This window comes from Gluconobacter sp. P5B12, assembly GCF_018812035.1.
In the GTDB taxonomy this organism is placed as follows: domain Bacteria; phylum Pseudomonadota; class Alphaproteobacteria; order Acetobacterales; family Acetobacteraceae; genus Gluconobacter.
The window spans coordinates 172396-194205 of record NZ_JACRVV010000002.1 but is presented as its reverse complement, the minus strand read 5'-3'; the positions used below and the strand labels follow the sequence as shown (position 1 = coordinate 194205).

At 54.3% G+C, this 21810-nt stretch carries 18 protein-coding genes; 3 read left to right on the top strand and 15 right to left on the bottom strand.

Going from position 1 to position 21810, the window contains the following annotated elements; genetic code table 11:
• Positions 1-20: 20 nt before the first annotated feature.
• Positions 21-791, top strand: coding sequence for an AraC family transcriptional regulator (locus tag KP702_RS04890; protein WP_202206964.1), 771 nt, complete (start codon positions 21-23; stop codon positions 789-791).
• Positions 792-892: 101 nt separating this feature from the next.
• Here the strand turns inward: KP702_RS04890 and KP702_RS04885 are convergent, their stop codons facing one another.
• The 4 genes from KP702_RS04885 to KP702_RS04870 form a co-directional block, all read right to left on the bottom strand.
• The gene (locus tag KP702_RS04885; protein ID WP_202206963.1) at positions 893-3241 is read right to left on the bottom strand and encodes a TonB-dependent receptor; all 2349 of its coding nucleotides are present in this window, start codon (positions 3239-3241) and stop codon (positions 893-895) included.
• 100 nt (positions 3242-3341) lie between these two features.
• A complete protein-coding gene (locus KP702_RS04880; protein ID WP_202206962.1) occupies positions 3342-4685 on the bottom strand; it encodes an MFS transporter in 1344 nt (447 codons plus the stop codon).
• Between the two features lie 72 nt (positions 4686-4757).
• Positions 4758-5912, bottom strand: a complete 1155-nt coding sequence (locus tag KP702_RS04875) for a Xaa-Pro peptidase family protein (protein WP_215768597.1) — start codon at positions 5910-5912, stop codon at positions 4758-4760.
• A gap of 157 nt (positions 5913-6069) precedes the next feature.
• Entirely contained in the window at positions 6070-6702 is a 633-nt protein-coding gene (locus KP702_RS04870; protein ID WP_046900504.1) for a TetR/AcrR family transcriptional regulator, read from the bottom strand.
• A gap of 551 nt (positions 6703-7253) precedes the next feature.
• Here KP702_RS04870 and KP702_RS04865 point away from each other — a divergent pair.
• Both KP702_RS04865 and KP702_RS04860 read left to right on the top strand, forming a co-directional pair.
• Positions 7254-8390, top strand: coding sequence for a Hint domain-containing protein (locus KP702_RS04865; RefSeq protein WP_215768596.1), 1137 nt, complete (start codon positions 7254-7256; stop codon positions 8388-8390).
• Positions 8391-8426: 36 nt separating this feature from the next.
• Complete coding sequence (locus KP702_RS04860) at positions 8427-8984, top strand: hypothetical protein (protein ID WP_215768595.1); 558 nt, start codon at positions 8427-8429, stop codon at positions 8982-8984.
• A 123-nt stretch (positions 8985-9107) separates the two neighbouring features.
• Here KP702_RS04860 and KP702_RS04855 read toward each other — a convergent pair whose 3' ends face one another.
• The 11 genes from KP702_RS04855 to pspF form a co-directional block, all read right to left on the bottom strand.
• Positions 9108-10862 carry a dihydroxyacetone kinase family protein gene (locus tag KP702_RS04855; protein WP_215768594.1) on the bottom strand — a complete coding sequence of 585 codons (1755 nt, stop codon included), beginning with the start codon at positions 10860-10862 and terminating at the stop codon, positions 9108-9110.
• Positions 10863-10901: 39 nt separating this feature from the next.
• Positions 10902-11921 (bottom strand): ABC transporter permease, encoded by a 1020-nt coding sequence (locus KP702_RS04850; protein WP_064275248.1) that lies wholly within the window; start codon positions 11919-11921, stop codon positions 10902-10904.
• Positions 11911-13416 (bottom strand): sugar ABC transporter ATP-binding protein, encoded by a 1506-nt coding sequence (locus KP702_RS04845; RefSeq protein WP_202206958.1) that lies wholly within the window; start codon positions 13414-13416, stop codon positions 11911-11913. The genes KP702_RS04850 and KP702_RS04845 overlap by 11 nt, the downstream gene beginning before the upstream one ends.
• Before the next feature lie 28 nt (positions 13417-13444).
• Positions 13445-14365 carry a substrate-binding domain-containing protein gene (locus KP702_RS04840; protein ID WP_046900500.1) on the bottom strand — a complete coding sequence of 307 codons (921 nt, stop codon included), beginning with the start codon at positions 14363-14365 and terminating at the stop codon, positions 13445-13447.
• A 59-nt stretch (positions 14366-14424) separates the two neighbouring features.
• On the bottom strand, positions 14425-14907 hold the full coding sequence (locus KP702_RS04835; RefSeq protein ID WP_046900499.1) for an RpiB/LacA/LacB family sugar-phosphate isomerase: 483 nt from the start codon (positions 14905-14907) through the stop codon (positions 14425-14427).
• A gap of 15 nt (positions 14908-14922) precedes the next feature.
• Entirely contained in the window at positions 14923-15762 is an 840-nt protein-coding gene (locus KP702_RS04830) for a DeoR/GlpR family DNA-binding transcription regulator (RefSeq protein WP_202206957.1), read from the bottom strand.
• Positions 15759-16523 (bottom strand): triose-phosphate isomerase, encoded by a 765-nt coding sequence (locus tag KP702_RS04825; protein WP_202206956.1) that lies wholly within the window; start codon positions 16521-16523, stop codon positions 15759-15761. The genes KP702_RS04830 and KP702_RS04825 overlap by 4 nt, the downstream gene beginning before the upstream one ends.
• 457 nt (positions 16524-16980) lie before the next feature.
• On the bottom strand, positions 16981-18861 hold the full coding sequence (gene cysC / locus KP702_RS04820) for an adenylyl-sulfate kinase (RefSeq protein ID WP_215768593.1): 1881 nt from the start codon (positions 18859-18861) through the stop codon (positions 16981-16983).
• Between the two features lies 1 nt (position 18862).
• Entirely contained in the window at positions 18863-19657 is a 795-nt protein-coding gene (gene cysD, locus KP702_RS04815; protein ID WP_064275312.1) for a sulfate adenylyltransferase subunit CysD, read from the bottom strand.
• A 50-nt stretch (positions 19658-19707) separates the two neighbouring features.
• Positions 19708-20388 carry a phosphoadenylyl-sulfate reductase gene (locus tag KP702_RS04810; RefSeq protein ID WP_064275243.1) on the bottom strand — a complete coding sequence of 227 codons (681 nt, stop codon included), beginning with the start codon at positions 20386-20388 and terminating at the stop codon, positions 19708-19710.
• Positions 20389-20672: 284 nt separating this feature from the next.
• Positions 20673-21725: a phage shock protein operon transcriptional activator gene (pspF, locus tag KP702_RS04805; RefSeq protein ID WP_215768592.1), complete on the bottom strand. Its 1053-nt coding sequence runs from the start codon at positions 21723-21725 to the stop codon at positions 20673-20675.
• Positions 21726-21810: the final 85 nt, after the last annotated feature.

Here is a 21810-nt window from a genome sequence, read left to right as displayed (position 1 = left end):
TTTCTTAGTCGGGCCTACATATGCACTCCGCCAATATCGCTTGTCCTTGGCTAACAACCAGGCATATCAGTCAGCCCCAACGTCGCGTGACCGACCTTCACATCCACAAAACCGGTCAAATTATTGGAGTAGAGCGCGGGGTTATGATCATAAAAACTGAAGAGTCGTACTGGCTGATCGGTCCAGGACAATTTCTCTGGGTTCCACCAAAAACCAATCATGAAGCGTGCTCCCATGGTGCGATTTCGGGCTGGAGTTTCTATCTCAGAGAAGACAGATGCATTTCTCTCCCCACCAAACCTTTTATTGCAGACAGCACACGTCTGATAACAGCTCAGGCGGAACGTCTGTCAGTAGCTATCATCAGCAGTACATGGGACGACCGTACCACTCGATTGGCTACAAGCTTTTGGGATGAACTTCTGTCTATTCCTCGTTGTTCGGTAACACTACCAGCCCCCAAAGACGTAAGGTTGAAGCAAGTGACAGAAGCATTGAGCATTCATCCGGCCGATACACGAGAGCAGCAGGACTGGGCAAAGCTGGCCGGGATGTCACTCCGCTCTTTCGTGCGCCATTTTACCGCTGATACCGGCATGTCTTTTTCGACCTGGCGCCAGAGGTTGCGTATTCTGAGCGCTCAGGAAAAACTGGCGCGCGGCGAAAGCGTCACTTCTGTAGCTGCTGCTGTAGGTTATGAAAGTCTCGGTGCTTTTGCTGCGGCTTTCAGGAAAAACACCGGATACTCTCCAAGCGATTATACCAAACGACTGCTCAAAGGCGTTGTGTAAGTCCACGGCTCTGCGTGCTGGAGAACGCGTGGGTTCATCAAACTCCATTCGTCTTTCCGCAGCTTAGCCTACATACTCCCTTTGAGATCCGTCTACTTGTATCAGAAATCCACTTTAAGGCGACCACCAACCATGCGTGGCGTTCCGGGAACACCGAAAATACCATTCAAACCCGTGTCCCGTGTTATGTCGTAATGGCGGTTCAGCAGATTGTTTGCGTAGGCAGAGACGGACCATTTTCCGCTCTTAGGTGCGAACGTCAGACCAGCGTCCAGCAGGAAATAAGCTGGCAGCCGGTAAAGGTTATTCCCAGGAATATTTAACTGGGATCCGCGGTAACTGTAATCGACATAGGGCGTCAGCCCCCATGTTTCACCGAGCTTCACCTTGTAGGACGCAGAGCCCTCAAGCGTCAGCTTCGGAATTCCCATATCGACGTTATTGAAATTCTTGTACTGCGCGCTCAGCACGCCGGTCTTGATGTACGCGAGAGCGACAGCCGTTGAGTCGATAGCGTTGAAATCCTTATAATTCCCGCGCTCGTATCCAATATGTTGGTGCAGGACCAACCCCGCGATCGGGTTGGCATCAATCTCCATCTCCACGCCCCAGATACGGCTCTTGGGAATGTTGACGTACTGGCCGACCACGCCATAACGTGGGATAACGGCTAGCCCAACCATCTGCTGATTATGATAATCGTACCAGAACGCATCGCCGTTAATACGCAGCTTATGATGCATATAGTCGGACTTAAAACCAATTTCGTAAGCCAGAAGGGATTCCGGCTTTGTTGGATTAAGCTGCGAGTCAACAACCGTATTGTTGGCTGTGAACCCGCCCGGCTTGAACCCTTTCCGAATTGACCCATAAAACATCAGATTATTGAACGCCTGATATTCAATGCCACCCATTCCGGAAAACTGATTGGTCAGAGCACCATGTCGGCCATACCGGTTGTCAAAAGGCGTTGGATACGCCGGAGTGTTATACCGCATAGTCCGCATATTGTAGAGCGTACGGTCATCGGATTCATGCGTCAGGGCCGCCTGAAGATGCAGCCGCTTGGTAAGGGCAAAGCGCAAATGGCCATACTGACTGAACGCCTGCTGATCCTGATTATAGCTGGTCCGCTGCACATAAGGCCGGGACCCGGACTGGGAATAATCATTAAAAATGGAAGAACGCATTTGCGTGCGGTCATAATACATCCCCACCGTCCACTGAAGGCGTGACTGTGAGTTACGCGATGCTAACTTGACCTCCTGAGAGAACATATTGGCGTTCGTGTTGACGTCCACGTCATAGATTGCATAGCGCGTGCCATCCAGATCCATGAGATTATGAACGTACATCTGCTGGAATGCGCTAATGGTTGTCAGGTTCGCAAATCCTAGGTTCCGCGTGATATTAACGCCTGCCCCCCAGAAGGTGTTGTTATAAGATGGTTTGGTCTGTCCCTCATTGCCTGACAACTTGAGAAATTCCGGGCGAAAGCCCCACGAGGTATCCCTGTTATTGCTGTAAGCTGGCGTATTTCTCGATAGGTCCTGAATATTATAAACGCCAGTAGCCTGGGAATTATCCTGCATCCAGTTCCCACTAAAAACGATGTTCGTCTTATCGTCAGGCTGCCAGGCAACCTTTGCACGCAAACCGCCTTTGTTGGCATTTCCCAAAGTCTGGCCTGTGTTAATATTCTTCTGAAAGCCTCCCCCCTGCTGAGTAAAACCAGCAATCCGGTATTGCACGTTGGAGGTGATGGGGCCGGATACGTAAAGGTTGGTAATGCTGCGATTATAGGTCGCAATGTCTTCAGACGCACCATAGTGAAGCGCCTTCGTCGGGTCCGCCGTTTGAACGTTGATCTCACCTGCTGTCACGGTTTGTCCGTGCGTGTAACCCGATGGCCCATTGGTGACATCCACACCCGCCATATCAAACATCGCAGCGCCTGCCATATATCCAATAGGCAAAGCTACGCCGTCCACATAGGTCATGACGGATGGCGTATTGTTGGAGGTAAAATCATTTAACCCCACACCACGCAATGTAAAATTGACACTGGAACTCGCACCTTGAGGCTGCACTGTGAGATTGGGTGCAAGATTCATCAGACCTTTAACATCCGTCACCTGATGCCTTGCAAGATCCGCAGCATCGATATGAGTGACTGAAACGCCCTGCTTCTGTCTCGCCGCCTGCCCAAACACGTTTCTCGTCTGCCGAACCATAATCGTCTCAGGTTGCGAAGATTGCATGGCCTTGCGATTATGCTGAACGGGAGACAACACAGGCTTTTTTACAGTTGTCCCAGCTTTGGGGTGAGACGCATGTTTGTGAACTGCGCCCTTTGTGATTGGGGCCGCGACAGATGTTGCCGTAAAGACGGAAAGCGTCATGGCAAGAGCGGTGCCGCACAGAAGAAAATAATTGCTATATCGGAACATTTCAGGTCTCCCCGGAATATCTCCGGTTATGAAGGTGGCGTGTTTCATGCATTCGCATGAGCGTATTTGATGAAGAGGGACGCGTGGAGGCAGACGTGACTTACACGCCGTAATCTCCAGTAATCGCCTCCAGAGAACGGTTTTTGGTGGACGGTCCGAACAGGAGGATACTGAGCGCGCCACCGAACAAAATGACGGCTGTCAGACCAAACACTCCTGCAAAGCCTACTTTTGGATATGCAGCACCGATCAAGAGCGGGGCAGCAATCGCTCCTACTCGACCAAGTGCCGATGCTGTTCCCATGCCCGTCGCGCGGAGAGACGTTGGGAAAATCTCAGGAGTGTAGGCGTAAACCCCGGCATACGTTCCATTCATGAAAAAGGAGAGCAGAAGGCCGGATACGAGAACTGCGGTCGAAGAACTCGCCATCCCCAGACCAAGAGCGCTGATCATCGCGGCAGCTAGATAACCTACAATGGTCGCTTTTCGTCCCCACGCTTCATTGAAATAAACAGCACTGAAATACCCGGGAATTTGTGCCACGTAGATTGCGATTGAAAAGCCGAAACTATGCGCAATGGTAAAACCCCGAGCGATCAGAAGCGTAGGCAGCCAGGAAAAGAACGCATAATAGCTGAACGTAATGGACATCCAGAGAAGCCAGCTCATGACGGTGACCCTGCGCAGGCGTGCTGACAAAAGCTGCGTGAATTGCTTGGACATACGCGTGCATGGTGATGACGGCGCGCTTTCTGCCTTATAAGCCACCGATGGGCGCCCTAGTTCTCTTTCGATTCCACTAAGAACAGCATGAGCTTCCTGTCCCCGCCCGACGATCTGAAGCCAGCGGGGAGATTCAGGCAGAGATCTGCGCCACCAAAGGAGCAAAATCACCGGACAGGCTGTCAGAGCCAGCGCCCAACGCCACCCGTCCGATGATCCCGGGATCAGGGCATATCCCAGCAGAGCCGCAGCAACAAAACCAAACGAGAAGAAGCCAGCCAGAGCACCAGTAAAAGCTCCGCGATAACGACGCGGCACAAACTCTGAAAGATATGGAGCGATAATGGCGGATTCAGCGCCAGTCCCAAGACCCGCGATCATCCGTGTCAGAAGAAAGCTGTGCCAGTTTGTACAGAAGGCCGAAGCCAACGATCCCAGACAATAGCAGGCCAAAGCCCACATCATGACGGATCGGCGGCCCCATCTGTCTGCAATCAAACCGGCACACAGCGCACCAATGAAATATCCCAAAAACGCGGAGCTGCCCAATAGCCCCAGTTGTGACAGGGACAGGCCCCATAAATGCTGAATAGCGGGCATCACGAATGCCAAAATGGCTCCATCAAGCCCGTCAAAGCAGTACCCTGCTCCCCCCACCAGAAGGAGCTTGTAATGAAAGCGGGAAAACGGAAGCTGCTCCAGCCGTTCTGAAATAGTCATCGATAGCGTTCCCGACACAAGGGAGAATGAAAAAACAAACTTCGTCAGGAAAAATCAGCGTGTGCCTCAGGCCTAACGAACGATGAGATTTTCTTTTTCATCGGGATATTTTGTCAGTATTTCGTATCCGGCTTCAGTGATCAGAACTGTATCCGAATGCCGGTATCCGCCCTGCCCTTTGATATAAATTCCCGGCTCAACACTGAAAATCATACCCGGCTGAATGACGTTATCTTCACCCAAAGCAAGGAACGGAGCTTCATGACTGGTAACACCGAAACTGTGGCCGGTCCGGTGCAGCGGCGTTTCATAGCCCGCACGATGCGCAATAGCCTGGCAGGCCGCATCAATTTCGGAACCAATCGCACCCGGTTTGAGCATACCGTACGCTTTGTGGCGCATTTCCATCATGGTATCGAAGGGGCGTTTCGCGTCTTCGGGGATATGATCCAGAAAGAACGTTCGCTCGATTTCCGCGCCATATCCGTTAATGCGCCCCGCAATAAGCCCCATGAACGGACCTCCTGGTTCACAAGGTGCGGTCAGGCATGAAAAATTATGCGGATCGTCTGTATAGGCAGGCGGCTGGATAAGACCGGCAGCCTTGCTGGACATGACATTATAAGCCGGTGCTTCCGTCAGGCAGCGATGGTAAAAATAGGGTGTCACGTCTGAAATGGCCTGAGCCACCATCACACCTGGCTTGACCTGGCCCATCATCATGGCAAGAGCCTTGGTCATCACGTCACTTGTCCACGCGATACGTGAAATCTCATGGGCAGACTTAATCTGCCGGACGTCATCAACGATATTCAGGATCTGGCACCGAGGTCCGATCGCTGCCTGCAAATAAGCCGGACAGGCAGCCTCAATACCGATTGTACCCTGCGCTGGCAGAATGCTCGCCAGACGATCAGACCATCGCGCTCCAGCAGGGGCTGGGAATTCGGCATACTCCTCAAGTGTCAGGGCACCAACCTTGTGCCGCTCCACATGCGGGATCTCAAGCCTGGGAACAATGAACGTCGCGTCAGAGGCAGTCAGAACCAGTACAAATGGACGCTCATGAACGAAATTAGCGAAATTTGTCAGATAATAGATATTGTCGGGATCAAAAGAGACATACGCCGCATGGCCGGCTGCCTCCATTTTTTCCCGGACCTTCTTATGGCGTTCGGCCATTTCGGCGGGAGAAACCTGCAAAGCAGTAAGAGGCGGCATTGTCATGTCTGACCCTGTTGTGCTGGAGGGAGGTCTCTCAACGCTCCCATTCAAATTCTTATAAAAGCAATACAACCTACTTGTTTATTGTGCGTCAAGATAAATTATTTGCGTACCGGAATGATTCGACCCTGCACGTGCGGAACGTTCCCAGCCCTTTGAATCAGGGAGTTTTCAAAGCAATCCGAAGGAATTCTTCGCGGGCAAATCTGCGCCAGACTTCAAAAGAGCGATAGAGGTCCTCCAGCGGAATGCCTCGTGCCGTTTCAACTGCTAACCCGCGCAAAAGCGCAGCATTCAGAAGTCGCAGATCAATAAACTCCTGACTGGGCGCCACACCCCGCTTTCCGGACAGCCACCGCGTCATGAACTGGTCAATGCGGGCGAGAACCGGAGCTGTCACTTCTTCCAGATCCGGATCGCTGCGCCTTGCCAGCTCTATTTCTACCGTCGCAATAAATTCCGGCCCGGCGGTCACGAGTGCCCACATCGTATCCAGCATGGCATCAACACGTTGCTCAGGTGTTTCCTTGTTGCTGATGGCCTGCCTGTAGAGGCGCGCGCGCTTAAGAGCATAATGACGCAGGACCGTGGCCATAATCAGTGATTTTGTGGGAAAGTGGTGCTGCAACGCCCCAAGACTGACACCCGCCGCTTTTGCGATGCGCTGTATTGTTGTCGCGGCATAGCCCTGCGTCTGAAGCAGATTGACGGCCGCTTGCACAACCTTGGCACGCGTCGAGGCGCTACGATCAGCCTGCGTACGCCGCCGCACGGGGACGGAAGAAACACTCATGAGATTACAGACAGGCCCCTGATACCAAAATCAACGATAGGAAATTCTCTTACAGTGAAGCTCCCGCTTCCGGAAATTCCTCTTCAATTCCATTCGCCAACGCTTCTTCCAATCAACACTCTCTTAGGGTTGCTGTTCTAAGCAAAGAGCTCGGGACATGACGTTATCGAGATCATCAGTCTCTCCACATCTCAAATGGGCCTCTCAGATTTGCTGGAAAGGCGGCATTTCCAGAGAAGACTATGCTACCGCAGGCCATCCATGATTTGAAAATATCGAGCGCTTTTCTGGCCTCGCTCCGTCTCACATTCGGAATCCAATATGAAAATTCCGATTAACGCCGCCCTCTAGAATGCATTTTTCTCAAAAAATATTTCTCCTGAAAAGATCAGGACTTTTTAGAAACTCGGTGTTTTCTTTTTGATCTTTCTGCCGTGGAAAATCATGAAAATAAATATTTCCATTTTACAAAAACCGCCTGAAATCATAATATTAGTTTGCTTAAAACAAACTATTCACATTTAGCGTCGACGAAGAAGCATAGGAATCACATGACAACGACAGTCAGTTCAGGCAGCTCCACGACCGTTAGCGGTACGACACAAAGCGGTTTCGTTGTCCGTGGTGGCGGCACACTGAATGTCTCAGGTGGCGGGAAAGCCAGCAGCATCGCTGTTTCTTCGGGCGGCGTTGTCAATGTCAAAAGTGGAAGCGCCTCTGGCATCGTACTGAGTTCTGGCGGCGCGAAATATGCTGCCAATGGCGCTCGGCTCTACACCTATTCCGGCGCGACGGTCACAGGCGTCACGGTTTTTTCCGGCGCTGAAATCAATAACCGAGGCGGTGTGCTCAGTAACGTCACCGTTTCCTCTGGTGGCTTTGCCCAGGAATTCGGCAACAGCTACGGCCCATCCAAGGACTATTATACGACTGTTGCCAATGGCGGAGAATTCTCCGTACAGGCTGGTGCGTCGTCCATTAGCGCCACGGTGTCTTCCGGTGGAATTTATACAGTTCATTCAGGCGCCATTATCAGCGGTCTGGACATTACCTCTGGCTCTCTGCTGACATTTGCAGACTTCAAGGCTGGTTCCAGCATGTCAGCCAGTGTCAGTGGCTCGACCTTGAATGTTTATTCAGCAGGTAAGCTTGTACAGTCCGTGGGCCTGGATACGACTGCCTATGATGGTCATAAGTTCGACGTCTCAGCGTCGTCGGGTCAGTACGACAGCGGCGGCATCCGGGTTACGGTCTGCTATCTATCCAACACCATGATTTTAACGCCAGACGGTGAAAAGGCCGTTGAAACCTTGCAGATTGGCGATCTGGTCATGGTCAAACGGAATGGCAAACTTCAGCCAGAGCCAATCCGCTGGATGGGCCGTCGTTTTGTGGACGTCAAAGCCAGTGCAGATCCTGACAAATGGCCCGTCTGCATCAAGGCCAACGCACTCGCCCAGAACATCCCACACAAGGACCTTCGTATTACTTCGGAGCACTGTCTGCATCTGAATGATCTGATGGTTCCGGCGCGTATGCTGGTCAATGGTCGCTCCATCATGACAGATACGTCCGAGAGCTTTTTCGAAATCTTCCATGTGGAACTCGAAACACACGGCGTTCTTATCGCCGATGGAGCAGAAGCTGAAAGCTATCTGGACACGGGAAACCGCACTTCGTTCGAATAGACCGGAGATGTTGTTCGCCTGAACAATCAGACATGGGTGTCTGATGCTGCGGCGCCGCTCGGTGTAAACCGCGAGCAGGTCGAACCGCTTTACTCTGCGCTTCTGGAACGTGCGACCAAGCTGGATATTGGCGAAACGTCGCATCCCGCAGAACAAACTGATGACCATGATCTGCATTTGGTCACGACGGACAACACCGTGATTTATCCATCACGGACAATGCAGGGATCGGTTCTGTTCCAGATCCAGCCGGGCGTCACATCGGTTCGTCTGGTTTCACGAAGCAGCCGCCCTGCAGATGTTATTGGTCCATTTGTTGATGACCGTCGCAATCTCGGCGTTCTGGTTGGGCAAATCAAACTCTGGGACAGCACAATTTGCCATTCCATCACGTCCCATCTTTCTGCATCCGAGGATGCGGGCTGGTACGCTGAAACCAACGGTGAAACCCGTTGGACGAATGGCAATGCTCTGGTGTCTCTGGGAAACCGGAATGCTGATGCGATCGGGATGCTGGAAGTTCAGGTTCTGAACGCAGGGCCATATCTTCTGGAGAGCCAGGACGATTCAGCGCTCCAGCTTTCTTTCGGCTAAGCCGTTAAAAGGATCAGGAGCTTTTGGTGAGAAAGCTCCTGCCCTTTCACTTTCGCCAGGTCAGGAGTTCTCAAGAAAAGGCCTCCCCTGACGCGTTTCTCTGAGAAAGCGCCCGTTTTTCCCTTACTCCCCCAGAGAAACTGTGCGTTTTTGCTCATCTTCAAGAAGCTGGGTCTGCAGTTCCTTTCCCACCACACCGACACAAAGCGCGAGAGAAAGAGCCCCCGCATCAGGGTGACCCTTGCTTCTTTCACCATGGGTTCTAGCGCGCCCCATGCGGGGGAGAAGATCTTTCGTAGCCTCGGCGGCGACTTGTGAGGCATTGGCGGCCTTAGACCACGCAACGGGCAGAGCCGCGCCACCTGAAAGCTCCTGCTCAAGAATTTCTACAAATGGCACGAGAGCATCAATGAGGGTTTTGTCCCCAGGCTTCGCTTTCCCAAGAGACATGATGCGCTCCATTGCCTGCCTGACTCCCTGAGCAAGCTGCGTTGAAGAGGGAAGCGCATTGTCGTCCAGCGCCAGACTGAACGCTCTCAGGCCCTCGCCCCACAAAGCGCCAGACGTTCCGCCGGCACGATCTGCCCAGGCATCTGCCGCTGCTGAAAGAGTGGTTGCAGACCCAGCCCCTGAAGTCACGGCTCTGGCGGCCGCGGCTTTGGCAGCAGCCGAACCGCGGGCCATTCCCTGACCATGATCTCCATCTCCCGCCACCGCATCAATATGGCCCAGCTCAGTTTCTGCCGCTGCAAGAGCCTCGGCCAGGGTGCTCATAACTCCCGAAACGCACTGACCGCCTCGCCGACCTTCTGCTGTAGACGATTTCATGTAGGTCACGCTGGTCTCGGCTGGCGCGTCCTCGAAGGTTGTATCTACTTCTTCAATCAGACCATGGCGCAACGCGGCCGTATCAACTGGAGCGCACCAGAGGCGCTCCAGTTCTTCATCAAGCCAGGTCAAGGTCAGTGAACAGCCTGCCATATCAAGACTGGTGACGTATTCTCCAACCAGAGGGGCCACAGCCGTCAGACCTGCTTTTTCCAACAGGGGCGCCAGTGCTTCCCACAGAACAAACAGTTCCTCCTGTTTCGTGCTTCCCAGCCCGTTGAGAGTCAGAGCCACACGCCGGGATGCCCCGGCAGGCAGTTCATTTAGGACTTTTTCCAGCAGGATCTGTGCCAGGACCTGCGGTGTCGGAATACTCTCTTCCCCGATCCCCGGCTCCCCATGCACACCAAGCCCAAGCGCCATACGGGCATTCGGTACGTGAAACAGCTTGTCTGCTTCGCCCGGCAGTGTGCAGCCATCGAAAGCAACACCGAATGTTCGTGTCTGACGGTTTACGCGATGACCAATCTGTTCGACAGCGTCCAGATCCAGCCCTTCTTCTGCAGCAGCGCCCACAATCTTGAAAATTGTCAGATCACCCGCGATACCGCGCCGACGTTCCCTCTCATTTTCTGTCGCACTGGCCACGTCATCCATGGTTGCAAGAATGCGAACGTCATATCCCTCTGCCCGCAACCTGTCGGCAGCGATACCAAAGTTCAGAACATCTCCAGCATAATTGCCAAAGCCCAGAAGAATGCCTCCTCCGAGATCAGCCTGACGCACGACGCTTTGAATTGCCTGTGTTGACGGAGACGCGAAGATATCTCCAGCAATGGCCGCGTCTGCAAAACCAGTTCCCACATATCCGATGAATGCCGGATAGTGCCCTGATCCTCCCCCGACGACGACAGCCACCTTGCCTTTTGAACCCGGTTTGGCGCGCACAACACCACCTCGGACCATTTTGACAAGGTCTCGATGCACCATGCTGTATCCATGCAGGGCCGAGGCTGCGAATTCGGAAGCATCGCCACAGATCTTGGTCATGTGAGTCTCTCCTTTATCAGGATGAAAAGCTGCTGACGGTCAGGACGCGTCGCGGTTAAGGTAATGACGGGCTAGAGAGTCCAGAGAGATGGCGAGCACGACGATGCCGCCGCTCACAACGGACTGCCAGTACGGCGAGATGCCAAAGAGGACGATAATGTCTTCAATGATCCCGATGATCACGGCACCCAGCACAGCGCCAACCGGGCTTCCCAGGCCACCCGTTGTTGCAACGCCCCCAATGACGGCTGCCGCAATCGGAGACAGAACCCATGTGTCACCGATGGATGGCTGTGCTGTTCCAAGACGCGCGACCATAAGAATGCCAGCCAGAGCAGACAGGAAACCGGCGAGAGCGAACGCGCCCATACGAATGGCATTAACGCGAATACCAAGCATTCTTGCGGCCTGCGGGTTGCTCCCGATGGCGTAAATGTAACGCCCGACAGGCGTACGCATCATGACGAATGCAACAACCGTCAGACAGACCAGCAGCACCAGAAATGGAACCGGCACGCCGAGGACAAGACCTCTACCAAGGAAGCTGATTTCATGCGGCACCCCGGTAATGGCGACGCCGCGTGTCGCCACCAGATTGGCACCGCCATAGACGCCCGCCATACCGATAGTCAGCACCAGAGAATGCAGACGAAGCTGAGTAATCAGCAGGCCATTCAGCAAGCCACATCCTGCCCCCATCAGCAGGCACAGAGCGAGCGAGAGCCAGGGATTCAAACCAACCTGCACCATCAGCATTCCGCCAACGACGCCAGCGAGGCCACCAATCGCACCAACGGACAGGTCAAGCTCGCCAAGAATCATCAAGACGGCCTGCCCAATGGTGACCAGACCGATAAACGCGAGCGCACGCGCAATGATGATCATGTTGAATGACGTCAGGAAGTGCGGCGACAACAGACACGAAATCCCGAAAATCAGGATCATCGCACCAATGACGCCACCCAGCGGATTGGCGACCATTCTGGCTATAAGCGCACGAATGGAAGACGCCTTTGGAGGAGTGGGAGTTGCTCCAGGGAGCGTGGTTTCAAGCGACATGACGGGTCTCCGTGGCGCCGATGATCGCGCCCACAAGCGTATTGACGTCAGTGGTAGCCTGGTCGAACGACCCGGTGGTCCGACCGCCGTACATGGTGATGATTCGCGTTGCGCAGCGCTGCAATTCAGTCATTTCAGAAGAGACGAGGATGATGCCGACGCCCTCTTCCGCGAGCTGTTGCATGATGCGGTAGATCTGGAATTTCGTGCCGATATCGATCCCCTTTGTGGGCTCATCGAAAATCAAAATGCGAGGACGACGCGCCATGGCACGGCCGATAATGGCTTTCTGCTGGTTTCCACCGGACAGGAAGACAATTTTCTTGCCGACGGAAGATGTGCGCACATCAAATTTCTGAATCGTTTCAGAAACGATTGATTTCTCCTTTCCGGACGAAATAATGCCGCCGCGCTTCATCTTTTCCAGAACGGAAAGGCTGATGTTTTCGCGCACGCTCAGAAGCGGAAAAATACCGTGATGTTTCCGTTCTTCGGAAAGATAGACCATGCCCATAGCCACAGCCCGATCTGTTCGGCCACGAGGTATTTCTTTACCGTTAAACATGCACCGTCCGGATTTTGCGGAATGATACCCGAACATGGTCTGCATCACTTCCGAACGACCAGCCCCCACCAGCCCCGCAAAACCAAGAATTTCGCCACGACGGAGCTGAAAAGAAACATCTGAAAAGCCCGGTCCCGTCAGGCCTTCAACACTCAGAAGAATATCAGAATCATCAATGGCACCCCGCGGCTGGAATTTCTCTTCAAGCTGAACAGAACTGCCAGACATAAGACGGATAAGCTGATCTTCCGTCATGCCGTCCATCGGGTACGTACCGACACTGCGACCATTGCGCAGAACAGTCACGGTGTCTCCCAGACTGAAAATTTCTTCCATTTTGTGCGAGACAAAAACAATTGCACAGCCACTGTCCCGCAACGTGGTAATGATGCGGAAAAGATGTTCCGTCTCGTTCGCCGTGAGGGAGGATGTCGGTTCATCCAGGATCAAAACCTTGAACTCATCCCGGCAGGCCGCACGCGCAATCTGAAGCAGTTGCTGATCTGATACGCTAATGCGACTGACGGTCTGTCCCGGCCGGGCATGAATCCCAAAGCGCTCGATAAAACGGGCTGCCTCCGCTTCCATGGCCTTCCGGGAAATTGTCAGATGACCAAATCCCGAACGATGGAACGGCATGAACATGTTTTCAGCAACCGTCATGGACGGAAACAGATTCAGTTCCTGCGGTACGTAAGCAATACGGGAGAAAAGGCTATGATCCGCCAGAGCATCCTGCCCCTCAATCAGGACCTTTCCTTCGTCAGGCGTGACAAGACCTGTCAGGGTCTTGATCAGCGTTGATTTACCCGCACCATTTTCGCCGGCCAGGATATGGATTTTGCCCGGCTCAAGCGTCAGATCGACGTGATCGAGCGCGACCACACCGGGATAGCTTTTACGGACAGCTTCAACCTGGAGAACCGCCATGATCGTTACTCCTGCCTCAGAGCCAGGCTCAAAGGGTTTTCTTGGTGATGACGTCGATGCCCGTATCGATGTATTTGGGTGTTTTCTGCCCCATCGCGCTCTGCCATGCAGAGACGACAGCCCAGTAACCCTGCATTTCCGGGCGGCTGGACGCTGTTGATTCCGCAACACCGTCCCGAATGAGCTGAAGCATATCGTTCAGGTTATCGAGGCCGACTTCCTGAACTTTCCCTGCCTTCCCGCTTTCCCGGATGGCCTGCCCGATGCCCACAGGACCAGATGCATCACAGGCAACCCATCCCACGAGATTGGGGTGCGCCTGCATGATGGCAGAGGCCTGTTTCTGACCTGTCTCGATGCTGTCGTTGTCGATCCCGGTCGCGACAACTTTGATATCCGGGTATTTTGCAAAGACCTTCTTTTCACACTCTGCGCGCAAAGTGTGGTTAGGCGCTGTTGGCACACCCATCATGATGGCCACTTCACCTTTTTTGCCAATCAATGTGGCAAGCCGTTCCGCCGCAATCGTTCCCTGCTCACAGAAATCGGCGCCCACTGCCGTAATATTCATGCCCTCCGGAGGAAGAGAGTCGAAAACGGTCATGGGAATTTTCTGCTCGATGGCTTCATCCATCGTCGCGCGATTTCCCTTCTCGTCCAGCAGATCAAGAATAAGTCCGTCAGGATGAGTAGCAATCGCTCTTTCAATGATGTCATTCTGGGAAGAGACATCAGCTGTTTGCGGCGCACGGTATTCGATTTCGATTTTCTGTCCCGTGGTTTTGGTGATCATGTCTGCTGCGGCACGAGCACCCGTATTGAGCTTGTCAAACCACGGATGGACAACTTTCGGAATCAGAACAAAGCGCAGCGGTGTGCTGGTGTCAGCGGCCTGTGCAGCAAGTGGCGTTGCGGCCAGAACAGCACCAAGGAAAAGAGCTTTTTTCATGTTCGTCGTCTTTCCAGATAACCCGTTCCGGAATCAGATCGGAAACAGGGGAAGTATTTTCAGCAGTTGGATGTTTGCAGATGATGCTCGGAATATTTCCGGCTCAATTCTTCAATGCCCGCAACGTTGCCTGCGGACGGCCCAGACGGGTCAAAGCTATGCGCCAACCAGGCATCCACAATGCTTTTGGCCAGTTCCGGCCCGATGACGCGTGCCCCCATGGTGATGATCTGGGCATCGTTTGAAAGGGCAGCACGTTCTGCAGAATAGGTGTCGTGCGTTAGCGCAGCCCGAATTCCCGGAATTTTATTGGCGGAAATACAAACGCCAATTCCCGTTCCGCAGCACAGGATTCCCCGATCAAAATCCCCGTGCGTGATCGCGAGACCGACCCGCTCACTTAGCTCCGAATAGAGCTCAGGATGATCATCTTCAGGATGGGACATATCAACAACCGTATGCGGTGTTGTGGCGCGAAGATGTGCAGCAATGAGGCCTGCAAGACCTTCTCCGGCCCGATCGCCTCCAATCGCAATACGCATGATTTTTCTCCGTCTTTATGGGTTACGTTCAGGGGAGGTGCTTGATCCGCTCGTCCTGACGGTGGAGATTTCCGCAATTTTCAGATTGATCCCCGCATTGCGGAGCGTGTCCTCCAGGTCTTTTTCGAGACCTGAATCCGTGATCACCACATCGAATTCCGTTAAATCGGAAAAACGATTGAGCGTGATGACACCAAATTTCGTACTGTCCACGAGCAGGATTTTGCGATCGGAAATATTCATCAAGGCCTGCTTGGCTTTGATGATATCCTGCTCCTGATGATACGCCGTCATTCCGCGAATTGCTGCGACGGACAGGAACAGCGTGTTGACGCGCAGCGATGCCGCGGCCTGCTCACACAGGGTTCCGAAGAACGCGTCAAAATCCATGTTATAGCGACCGCCAAGCAGCAGAAGATTCACATTGGGCTTGCTGGTGAACAGGTTCGCAGTACCCATGCTGTTCGTGACAACTGTAAGAGAGGCACTGTCAGTCAGACGCTCAGCCAGAACGCGGGATGTTGTTGAATCATCCAGTGCAATGATTTCACCTTCTTCGACAAGGCCTGCCGCCACAGCCGCGATAGCCTGCTTGGCTTCCATCGCCCGATGGCTTCGCTGGGAAATACTGCCCTCTGAAAACGCTTTTGGAGGCGTAGTCACCCCCCCATGCACACGACGTAAAACTCCGCGTTCCGAAAGCACCTGAAGATCGCGGTGAATGGTCATGCGGCTGGTGACAAAACGTCCGGCCAACTCATCAATCTGTGCACCACCACGATCCCGAACATAGTCCAGGATGTTCTGGCGGCGCGCAGAAGCCGAGCGCGTTTCAAAAGTTGCTTGGGGCATCATGCGATGACCCCCTCAGCCAACGCCTGAAAATGCTCCACATTCCAGGCAGCCCGCCCAACGAACACTCCATTCACGTGAGGCAGAGCGACATAACCGGCCGCATTGTCCTGCGTGACACTTCCGCCATAGAGGAGCTTGACCGCAGACCCTGCACTGGATCCGGCAATGTTAATCAGGAGCTTCCGCAGGTGATTATGCGTTCTCTCAACGAAAGCTGCATCTGCAGGACGGCCTGATGCACCTATGGCCCAGACAGGTTCATATGCAATGAGAACCTGTGGAACATCGTCTTCAGACACCCCATGAAGGGCGATCTTCAATTGGCGTGCCAGAGTTTCATTTGTTACGTTATAAGAATATTCATCGGCCGTATCACCGATACAGACGAGCGGCCTCAATCCATGTCGCAGAGCCGCATGAACCTTGAGATTGACGGTTTGATCCGTTTCTCCGAAATAGGTCCGGCGTTCTGAATGACCAATTTCCACCAGTTCCGCACCACATTCAGAAATCATGGTCGGGGAAATTTCTCCGGTCCACGCGCCCTCATCCTGCCAGTGCATGTTCTGTGCACCTACTGCCACACGGCTTCCCGAAAGCCTGTCACAGACATCCTTTAGAGACGTAAATGGTGGGATGACGAACGGCTGGAGAACTGTCGGGAAAGACATCCGTGCAAGCTCGTTAGCGGCCGCAACAGATGCTGCGGGCCCCTTGTTCATTTTCCAGCTTGTACCAACCCAGATAGCGTCACGCTCCATCGTCCATCTCCGATTTGAGCACCCGATTCGTAACAACTATACTGTTATAAATAACTTAATCAACGATAATTTCGTCACAAAATCCTTGTTATCCTATGACTCCGAAATGATATTTTACGAATATGATAGAGACCGTTAATTCATAATTCATTGATATTATTATGTATAATTTACGATAAGAGATATTTATCGACCCGCCGATATCCATCACATAAATACGTGATGAATGTTGCTTTTTGTGTGATATCTTCCGGGCGGCAGCTTTATTATATGCCTGTACCGTCGAATTTCGAATTAAGAGCCGTCAAAGCACAAAGAGGCAGCGCCCCGCCTCTTTCGCTGACAGACAGCACGGCCGGATCAAAATGCGACGACACGCGCATAGTGAAAAAGGCTTGAAACAAAAAACGGCGGGACAAAGCCCGCCGTTTCTGAAGTCACTTTAATTAGCCTGCAATCAGGGCTGAACAACCCGGAGCACAAAGCCCGTCAACTCACTAACAGTCTCAGCCTCCGTCCGGTCAGCTCCCAGCCGCAGCTCAGGAGACAAGGGAGCTTCGTAAGGCGCTGAAACACCCGTGAACTCTGGAATTTTTCCCGAGCGCGCTGCAGCGTAGAGCCCTTTGGGGTCACGCTGTTCGCAGGTTTCCAGAGGTGTATCCACAAAAATCTCGTGGAAGCCCTCACCCACAATCTGGCGCGCCAGATCACGGTCTGCCTGAAGGGGCGAGACCAGCGCGACAACCACGGCCTGGCCGCTCTCAGACAGAATTTTTGCGACATGCGCTGCACGACGAATATTCTCGCGACGGTCTTCCGGCGAGAAACCCAGATCGCTGCACAGTCCGGCCCGTAACGTATCTCCATCCAGAACGGTGGCTTTCACGCCCTGTCCCGCCAGAGACACTTCTGCCGCACGAGCCACAGTGCTTTTGCCGGAGCCCGGGAGGCCCGTCAGCCAGAACACGCCACTTTTATGACCACGCGTCTGAGCCTGCTGGACAGCAGAAATACGGCTGGCCGTCGGGTGGATCGCATGAACACCATCTTCGAGTTCAGCAGGACCAATCAGCGGTGCGCCGCCAACAATCCGCTGATGACGATCGACCAGAACGCCGCGACCGTCGCCCATTCCCGGAGAGAACGGGTCAAACAACACGGCGTGAGAAGCAGCGAGCGTGATTTCAGCAAATCCGTCCGGCGGGACCTCATCGCCCTGACGCAATGTCAGGTCATCCAGATCGACAACCGCATCAATGGACGCCACCGTCACATCATGCTCTGCTGTTGTCAGACGAAGCGTGAAGCTTTCCCCAACACGAAGAGGCTCACCCCGCAGCCAGAACAGACGCGTGCGAATACGGGCAGAACGCGCCGGGGCTGACGCTTTATCATCTGCAGGGAATAGCAGGTCCCCACGATCCGGCACCAGATCCGGCTCCAGGCGCAGCGCAATGGATTCACCCGCACCAGCAACCGGCAGTTCCGGCGCATGCCAGCGGCAGACTTCTGCAACCGTTGCAATCTGGCCCTGGGCACCAATTGCCAGACGATCGCCCGCACGGACAGTACCACGCTCGATCCGGCCGGCGACATAACGCGCACCATCAAAGCGATAAACGTCCTGCACCGGCATCCTGAACGGCAGAGACAGACGGGACGTCGGCGGCGGCACATTGGCCAGAGCCTCAATCAGCGTCGGCCCCTTGTACCAGGCAGACCGCTCGGAACGGCTGGCAATATTGTCACCATCACGCGCAGACGCCGGAACAACGGCTTCCACTTCGATTTCCAGACGACCAAGAAGCTGGCGGACATCAGACTCGGCCTGAACGATCTTCGACTCATCAAAGCCCAGAACGTCGGACTTGTTCAGCAGCACAATGACGTGCCGGATCCCGATCAGACGCAGTAGCATGGCATGACGCCGCGTCTGCTCCTGCGCACCCTCCTGAGCATCCACCACCAGAACGGCAGCTTCCGCATCGGCAGCACCCGTAATCATGTTGCGCAGGAACTGGCGATGGCCCGGCGCATCCACAATCACGAACTCACGGGAGCCCAGACGGAACGGAATACGCGTGGAATCAACCGTCACGCCCTGATCGCGCTCGATCTGAAGGGAATCGAGCAGGAAGCTCCACTCCACCGCCAGACCACGCTTGCGGCTGCTCTCAACGATCTGCGCCAGCTTGCCGTCCTGAAGGCTGTCAGTATCGTAGAGCAAACGTCCAATCAGAGTGGATTTACCGTGATCGACATGCCCGACGATCACGATCGGCGTGGCGGCCGCGCGATACGCCCCAGAGAGTTCCTGGGTTGCGATAATGTCACCCATCTTACAGATACCCCGCCACGCGCAGACGCTCGAATGCGTCTTCTGATTCATGATCCATGGCACGCCCGGCGCGCTCGGATGTCTTGCTGCTTTCCAGCTCGGCAATCACTTCGGCTACGGTCGTGGCATTGCTCTCGATCGGGCTTGTGATGTCCTGATCACCCAGAGAGCGATATCGCTTACCGTCCTTGGCAAAATACAGATCCACGAGGGGGATGCCTTCGCGTTCGATGTACCGCCAGATGTCGATTTCCCGCCAAGCCAGCAACGGGTGGACGCGAATATGCATGCCATCTTCATACGGCGTGGCATACTGGTCCCAGAATTCCGGCGGCTGATTGCGGACATCCCAGCGATGACCGGCGCCACGCGGGCTGAACACGCGCTCCTTGGCACGTGTGGCCTGCTCATCACGGCGAATACCAGCAATCACGCCACGCAGCTTGTGCTTGTCGATCATAGCCGCCAGACCCGCCGTCTTGCGCGCTGCAGAACGTGCAGCGGGCGGCAGGGACGGATCGATTTCTTCGACCGGTGGGCAGTATCCCAGAAGGAGATCCAGATCCCACTTCTTGGTGTACTCATCCCGAAAGGCATACATTTCCGGGAATTTCTTCTCGGTATCCACATGCATGACCGGGAACGGCACGCGCCCCATGAACGCCTTGCGCGCCAGCCAGACCATGACGTTGCTGTCTTTCCCGAGGGACCACAGCAGCGAGAGGGGCTTCAGTTTCCGATAGGCTTCACGCAGGATGAAAATGCTCTGAGCTTCGAGCTGGTCAAGATCATCCATGACGCGCGGTTCCGCCAGGGTTTGTGTCCGCGTCATTGTCCGCTCCATGTTCATGCCGGCCGATGAATGCCGCATTCTGTCTTGGTCAGACCGGCCCAACGACCTGCCCGCCCGTCTTCTCCGTCTCCAACCGGCCGTGTGCAAGGCGCACAGCCAATCGAAGTGTATCCTTTTGAAACCAGAGGATGCCGCGGCAGGTTCCGACGACGCATCTCTGCTTCGATTTTCTCCATGCCCCATCCAGCAAGCGGGTTGAGCTTCACGGTGCCATCCGGCTGTGGTTCCACAATGGGAAGAGCCGCCCGTGTTGAGGCCTGACTGCGCTTGCGCCCGGTCAGCCAGACGTCAAATTCCGGAAGCACCAGTTCCAAAGGTTCCACTTTACGCAGGGCGCAGCAGGCATCCGGATCGAATGCCGCGAGCTGATCCTGTGGATCTCTGTTCTCAAGTTCCCGAGCCAAGGGAGAAATAGTCCGGACGTCCTGAAGGCCGAGCGCATCGGAAAGCTCATCACGATAAGAGAGCGTTTCCGGGAAATGGCGCCGCGTATCCAGAAAGAAAACCGGCACAGACGGGTCTATCCGGGCAATCTCATCCAGAAGAATGGCCGACTCAGCTCCAAATGAGGAAATAACAGCGACGCGGCCTTTCAGGCTCACGAGCGCCTCCTCAAGTGCGTGACTCTCCGGCGTATCCAAAAGATGTTGAAGTTCGGATTGTGAGAGAGGCATTTACTGCACCCATATCCCTGTTCACACGCGCCAGAATCACGACGTGAAGGAGACATAGGCGCGCTTCACCTATTATTCAACTATTTTATTTTGTATAACCATATTAAATGGTTTAATTGAGTATTTCTCATCGATTGAAGTGCGGCAGAATTTTTGGCCTGATTTACCAATTAATGGTCAAATTTCCCGCAAACGACTCACCCCACAAACGGTGTCATTCCTGAAAATTCCCACACCACAAAATCTGGCACACTTCATGCATGAACCCAGGTATGAAACTGCGTTCATCCTTTTTTGGTCAGGGCCTTCCGCGCTTCCTTGTCGGCCAGACCGTGCAGCCGCAGGTGGTGACGGAACTGATAATAGGTCAGCCCCAGAAGATCTGCGGCCTGCCGCTGGCTAAACTGCGCCTCCTTGAGGGCCGCTTCCAGCAACGCACGTTCATGACCTTTGACTGTCTCAGCAAAATCCAGCGGGAAGGTTTGGGGAATGTCTCCCTGAACATGACCTTCCCCAGTCGAGGCTGGAGCCATAACGCTACTCCAGTCAGGCGTGACGAACGGATCAAGCACAATCTCATCCAGACGGCGCTCAGGCTGATCCATACGATACACGCTGCGCTCCACCACATTCCGAAGCTCACGGACGTTGCCGGGCCAAGCGTAGTCAATCAGCCGCTGCACAGCCTTCTGGGAGAATCCCGCAAAGAGCTTTCGGCCAAGTTCCGCGCTCATCCGCGTCGCAAAATGGTCGGCCAGCAGGGGAATATCGTCCTGCCGGGCTCGCAGAGGCGGGACATTGACCACATCGAATGCCAGTCGGTCGAGCAGGTCCGGACGGAATGTTCCGTCCCGCGCCATGGCCGGAAGATCAGCGTTGGTCGCACCAATCAAGCGCACATCAACGCGGATCGTCTCACTTCCGCCAACGCGTTCGAAGCTGCCGTACTCGATAACGCGGAGCAGTTTTTCCTGAACGGCAATGGAGGCCGTGCCAATTTCATCCAAAAACAGCGTTCCGCCGTCCGCACGCTCGAACCGGGACAAACGCCGCTTCTGCGCACCCGTAAACGCGCCAGCCTCATGTCCGAACAGTTCGCTGTCCAACAGCGCCTCCGGAAGAGCCGCGCAGTTCAGCTTGACCAAAGGCGCGTCCCAACGATCCGACAGGAGAGCAAGGCGGGCGGCCACCAGCTCCTTGCCAGTCCCGCGCTCTCCGATCACCAGAACGGGGCGCTTCAGGGGAGCAAGACGGGAGATCTGGTCCAGCATCGCCAGAAATGCCGGAGCCCGCCCGATGGGTGTCGGAACCTCGTCCGCTTGGGTGGATCTCGCCATTTCTGAGCCTCGTTCGCCACTTCAGATTGTCACAACCATAACATCCCCAAAACGAGCCCACTGACAAGACAGGTCATTGTGCTCT

What these genes read in the sequence shown, in the direction of transcription:
- KP702_RS04890 (WP_202206964.1), top strand. Translation starts at nt 21, where the DNA reads ATGCACTCCGCCAATATCGCTTGTCCTTGGCTAACAACCAGGCATATC.
- KP702_RS04885 (WP_202206963.1), bottom strand. Translation starts at nt 3,241, where the DNA reads ATGTTCCGATATAGCAATTATTTTCTTCTGTGCGGCACCGCTCTTGCC.
- KP702_RS04880 (WP_202206962.1), bottom strand. Translation starts at nt 4,685, where the DNA reads ATGACTATTTCAGAACGGCTGGAGCAGCTTCCGTTTTCCCGCTTTCAT.
- KP702_RS04875 (WP_215768597.1), bottom strand. Translation starts at nt 5,912, where the DNA reads ATGACAATGCCGCCTCTTACTGCTTTGCAGGTTTCTCCCGCCGAAATG.
- KP702_RS04870 (WP_046900504.1), bottom strand. Translation starts at nt 6,702, where the DNA reads ATGAGTGTTTCTTCCGTCCCCGTGCGGCGGCGTACGCAGGCTGATCGT.
- KP702_RS04865 (WP_215768596.1), top strand. Translation starts at nt 7,254, where the DNA reads ATGACAACGACAGTCAGTTCAGGCAGCTCCACGACCGTTAGCGGTACG.
- KP702_RS04855 (WP_215768594.1), bottom strand. Translation starts at nt 10,862, where the DNA reads ATGACCAAGATCTGTGGCGATGCTTCCGAATTCGCAGCCTCGGCCCTG.
- KP702_RS04850 (WP_064275248.1), bottom strand. Translation starts at nt 11,921, where the DNA reads ATGTCGCTTGAAACCACGCTCCCTGGAGCAACTCCCACTCCTCCAAAG.
- KP702_RS04845 (WP_202206958.1), bottom strand. Translation starts at nt 13,416, where the DNA reads ATGGCGGTTCTCCAGGTTGAAGCTGTCCGTAAAAGCTATCCCGGTGTG.
- KP702_RS04840 (WP_046900500.1), bottom strand. Translation starts at nt 14,365, where the DNA reads ATGAAAAAAGCTCTTTTCCTTGGTGCTGTTCTGGCCGCAACGCCACTT.
- KP702_RS04835 (WP_046900499.1), bottom strand. Translation starts at nt 14,907, where the DNA reads ATGCGTATTGCGATTGGAGGCGATCGGGCCGGAGAAGGTCTTGCAGGC.
- KP702_RS04830 (WP_202206957.1), bottom strand. Translation starts at nt 15,762, where the DNA reads ATGATGCCCCAAGCAACTTTTGAAACGCGCTCGGCTTCTGCGCGCCGC.
- KP702_RS04825 (WP_202206956.1), bottom strand. Translation starts at nt 16,523, where the DNA reads ATGGAGCGTGACGCTATCTGGGTTGGTACAAGCTGGAAAATGAACAAG.
- cysC (WP_215768593.1), bottom strand. Translation starts at nt 18,861, where the DNA reads ATGGGTGACATTATCGCAACCCAGGAACTCTCTGGGGCGTATCGCGCG.
- cysD (WP_064275312.1), bottom strand. Translation starts at nt 19,657, where the DNA reads ATGGATGATCTTGACCAGCTCGAAGCTCAGAGCATTTTCATCCTGCGT.
- KP702_RS04810 (WP_064275243.1), bottom strand. Translation starts at nt 20,388, where the DNA reads ATGCCTCTCTCACAATCCGAACTTCAACATCTTTTGGATACGCCGGAG.
- pspF (WP_215768592.1), bottom strand. Translation starts at nt 21,725, where the DNA reads ATGGCGAGATCCACCCAAGCGGACGAGGTTCCGACACCCATCGGGCGG.